The sequence below is a fragment of the Kitasatospora sp. NPDC096128 genome, from assembly GCF_040303105.1.
GTDB lineage: Bacteria > Actinomycetota > Actinomycetes > Streptomycetales > Streptomycetaceae > Kitasatospora.
Genome location: NZ_JBEOSP010000108.1, coordinates 1 through 4527, shown reverse-complemented (window position 1 = coordinate 4527; position 4527 = coordinate 1). Strand labels below are relative to the sequence as shown.

The following is a 4527-nucleotide window of genomic DNA, read 5'->3' as shown; positions in this document are numbered from 1 at the left end:
TATGCCTTCCAGCGGCAGCGCTACTGGCTGAGCGTCACCGCCGGCAGTCGTGCCGAGGACCTCGGCCTGGAGACCCCGGGGCACCCGTTGCTGGGTGCGGCGGTGGCCTTGCCGGCGAGTGGTGGTGTGGTGCTGACCGGTCGGTTGTCGCTGTCCGCACAGCCGTGGCTGGCCGATCACGCGGTGGACGGGCAGGCGGTCGTACCGGGTGCCGCGCTGGTCGAGATGGCGGTGCGGGCCGGCGACGAGGCGGGCTGCGGCCGGGTCGAGGAACTGCTGATCGAGTCGCCGCTGGTGCTCCCGGCCCGCGGTGGCGTGCGGGTGCAGGTGACGGTGGACGGGCCGGATGCGTCCGGGCGTCGTGCGGTGGCCGTCTACGGCCAGGCCGAGGGCGCGCTGCCGGAGGAGGAGTGGACCCGGCACGCCGCCGGTTTCCTGGCTCCGGCCGATATCTCTGTCGACGGTGCGGCAGACCTCGCGCAGTGGCCCCCGGCCGGCGCGGAGGCCGTGGACCTGGACGGGTTCTACGCGAGGCTGGCCGAGAGCGGCCTGGCCTACGGCCCGGTGTTCCAGGGGACGCAGGCGGTGTGGCGGCGTGGTGAGGAGTTGTTCGCCGAGGTCGCGCTGCCGGAGGGTGTGAGCGCGGCCGGGTTCGGCCTGCACCCCGCCCTGCTGGACGCCTCCCTGCACGTGATCGTGGGTGCGGGCGAACAGCGCGACCGGGCTGAAGTTCCGTTCGCCTGGGGCGATGTGGTCGTCCATGCGGCGGATGCGGTGGTCGCACGGGTGGCGGTGACGCCGTCGGCCTCGGGCGAGGGCGTTTCGGTGACCTTGGCCGATGTCACCGGCGGGCTGATTGCGTCGGTGGGCTCGCTTGTCCTGCGGCTGTTCGAGGCTGCTGCGGTGTCGGCCCGTGACGACCTGTTCGGGGTGGAGTGGGTTCCGGCTCCGGTGGTGAACTCCGTGGGGTCGGGCGAGCGTTGGGCTGTGCTCGGGGAGGAGTTGCCGGGCGTCGAGGCGCACGCCGGCCTGGCGCAGTTGCTGGAGGCTGTGGCCGCCGGTGGGGCTGTTCCCGAGGTCGTGGTGGTGCGGGTGGTGCCCGGGTCGGGCGCCGGGGATGTTCCGGGTGTGGCGCGTGCTGTCGCGGTCGGTGTGTTGGGGCTGGTGCGGGAGTGGTTGGCCGCGGATGCGTTGTCCGGGTCGCGGCTGGTGGTGGTGACGGAGAGGGCGGTGGACGCCGGGTCCGAGGCGGCGACCGGGGTCGAGGCCTCGGCGGTGTGGGGTCTGGTCCGGGTGGCGCAGGCGGAGAATCCGGGTCGGCTGGTGCTGGCCGACGTGGACGACGTCGCCGCGGTAGAGGTCGTGGAGTGGTTGCGGGCGGGTGTCGGTTCCGGTGAGTCGCAGTTCGCGGTGCGGGCCGGTCTGGTGCGGGTGCCGCGTCTGGTGCGGGTGCCGTCGGCGACCGAGGTCCCGGTGGGTGTCGGGGAGCGCGCGGGCACTGTGTTGCTGACGGGCGCGTCGGGGGCGCTGGGCGGTCTGGTCGCCCGGCACCTGGCGGCGGCCGGGCGGGTGGAGCGGCTGCTGCTGGTCTCGCGTCGTGGCATCGATGCTGCCGGGATGCCGGAGCTGGTGGCCGAGCTGAAGGGCTTGGGTGTCGAGGTCGCGGTGGCGGCGTGCGATGTCGCCGACCGTGCCGAGCTGGCCGGTGTGCTGGAGGGCGTGCCGCTCACCGGGGTCGTCCATGTGGCGGGTGTCCTCGACGACGGGGTCCTGGCTTCGATGACGGCGGAGCGGCTGGACGCGGTGATGCGGCCGAAGGCCGATGCGGCGTGGAACCTGCACGAGCTCACCCGTCACCTGGACCTGGACACTTTCGTCCTGTTCTCGTCGATCGCGGGTGTGATCGGCAATGCCGGTCAGGCCAACTATGCGGCGGGCAACACCTTCCTGGATGCTCTGGCGGCCCACCGTCGTCGTCTCGGCCTGCCCGGGGTGTCGTTGGCGTGGGGGCCGTGGGAGAGCGGGATGGCGGGTGGTCTGTCGGAGGCGGACCGTCGGCGGATGGCTCGTCAGGGTCTGCGTCCGCTGTCCGATGCGCGGGGTCTGGCGGTGTTGGACGGGGTGGCCGGTCGGTCCGAAGCGCTGCTGGTGGCAGCGGAGTTGGACCTGTCCGCGCTGCGGCGTTCCGGTGAGGTCCCGGCACTCCTGTCCGGCCTGGTCCGCGGATCGCGTGTCGGCGGCCCGGCCCGTCGATCGGTCGCGGAGCGCGGCGTTGACGGCCGGAACGCGCTGGCCGCGCGGCTGGCGGCGCTGAGTGCGGAGGAACGACTCGGCGCCGTGCTGGAGTTGGTCCTGTCTCAGGCCGCCCTGGTGCTGGGCATGGCCGGGCCGGGCAGCCTGGACGCGGAGCGGTCCTTCCGTGACGTCGGCTTCGAGTCCCTGACCGCCGTCGAACTGCGCAACCGGTTGAACGACGCCACGGGCCTGCGCCTGCCCGCCACGGCCGTCTTCGACTACCCGAGCCCGACCGCGCTGGCCGAGTTCGTGGTCAAGGAGATGTCCGGATCGGTCGTCGAGGAGTCGGCCACGCTCTCGGCCTACTCCGGACTCGACCGGCTCGAAGCGTCACTCACCGAGCTGCTGGGAGACGAGGCGGCCAGGCTGCGGGTCACGGCCCGGCTCAAGGACATTCTCTCCGTGCTGAGTGACACCGCCGGATCCGGCGAGGGCGAGGACGACGGCGAGTCGGTCGCCGACCGGATCCAGTCGGCCAGCGACGACGACATGTTCGACTTCATCGACAACCAGCTCGGGCTCTGAGTACGTCGCCGTACCACCGTGCGTAATGAGGAAGGCGTCCATTCGGATGGCGAACGAAGAGAAGCTCCGTGACTACCTCAAGCGGGTCACCACCGACCTCGCGCAGACGCGGGAGCGCCTGCGCGAAGTAGAGGGCCGGCAGCAGGAGCCTGTGGCCATCGTCGGGATGGCGTGCCGGTTCCCGGGCGGGGTGTCGTCGCCGGAGGAACTCTGGCAGCTGGTGGCGGAGGGCAGGGACGCGATCGGCGTCTTCCCGACGGACCGGGGCTGGCCCGAGGACGTGGTGGATCCGGATCCGGAGGCGGTCGGCAAGAGCGTCTCGGGTGAGGGTGGATTCCTTTACGACGCGGGGGAGTTCGACGCGGAGTTCTTCGGGATCAGTCCGCGTGAGGCCGTGGCGATGGATCCGCAGCAGCGGTTGCTGCTGGAGACGTCCTGGGAGGCGTTGGAGGGCGCGGGGATCGATCCGACCGGGCTGCGGGGCAGCGCGACGGGCGTGTTCGCGGGGCTCTTCTACCACGACTACCTGCCCTCGCATTTCGTGCCGGAGGAGGTCGAGGGCTACCTCGGCACCGGCGGCATGGGGTCGGTGGCCTCGGGTCGGGTGGCGTACGCGTTGGGGCTGGAGGGTCCGGCGGTGACGGTGGACACGGCGTGTTCGTCGTCGCTGGTGGCGCTGCACCTGGCGTGCCAGTCGCTGCGTTCGGGTGAGAGCTCGCTGGCGCTGGCGGGTGGCGTGACAGTGATGTCGACGCCGGGCACGTTCATCGACTTCACCAAGCAGGGCGGCCTGGCGGCGGATGGTCGCTGCAAGGCGTACGGGGAGTCCGCGGACGGGACGGGCTGGGGCGAGGGCGTGGGTGTCCTGGTCCTGGAGCGGCTCTCGGACGCCCAGCGCAACGGGCACCGTGTCCTGGCGATGGTGACCGGTTCGGCGGTGAACCAGGACGGTGCGTCCAACGGCCTGACGGCGCCGAACGGCCCGTCGCAGCAGCGGGTGATCCGGTCGGCTCTGGCGAGTGCCGGGGTGGGTGCGGACGGCGTCGACGTGGTCGAGGGCCACGGCACGGGTACCCGGTTGGGTGACCCGATCGAGGCGCAGGCTCTGCTGGCGACCTACGGTCAGGGGCGGTCGGCCGACCGGCCGTTGTTGTTGGGGTCGGTGAAGTCGAACATCGGGCATGCGCAGGCTGCTGCGGGTGTCGCGGGTGTGATCAAGATGGTGGCAGCGATGCGGCACGGCACTGTGCCGGCGACGCTGCACGCGGACGAACCCTCGTCGCGCATCGACTGGGAGTCGGGCGCGGTGCGGCTGGCCACGTCGGCGGTGCCCTGGCCGGGGACGGGTGATCGTCCGCGTCGTGCGGGTGTGTCGTCGTTCGGGTTCTCCGGCACGAATGCGCATGTGATCATCGAGCAGGCTCCTGTCGATGAGGCCGCCGAGCCTGGTGCGGACGGCGGACGGGCACTGCCGGTGCTGCCGTGGGTGGTCTCCGGGCGTTCCGCGGTGGGTCTTGCGGGGCAGGCCGGGCGGCTGGCGGAGGCTTTCCGTGAGGGTGCTGACGCTGCCGACGTGGGCTTGTCGTTGGCGGTGTCGCGTGCGGCGTTGGAACAGCGGGCGGTGGTGCTCGGGTCCGATGTCGATGAACTGGTCGCGGGTCTGGGGGCGTTGGCCGGGGGTCGTGAGGTTCCGGGTGTGGTGTCCGG

Annotated in this window: 2 protein-coding genes; both read left to right on the top strand. The window is 72.1% G+C overall.

Annotated features, from left to right (window positions below; genetic code table 11):
• Nucleotides 1–2820: type I polyketide synthase (locus tag ABTY61_RS41700; RefSeq protein WP_350510470.1), on the top strand; the 2820-nt coding region annotated here is incomplete at its 5' end.
• A gap of 46 nt (nt 2821–2866) precedes the next feature.
• The coding region (locus ABTY61_RS41695) for a type I polyketide synthase (RefSeq protein WP_350510469.1) at nt 2867–4527 on the top strand (1661 nt) is incomplete at its 3' end.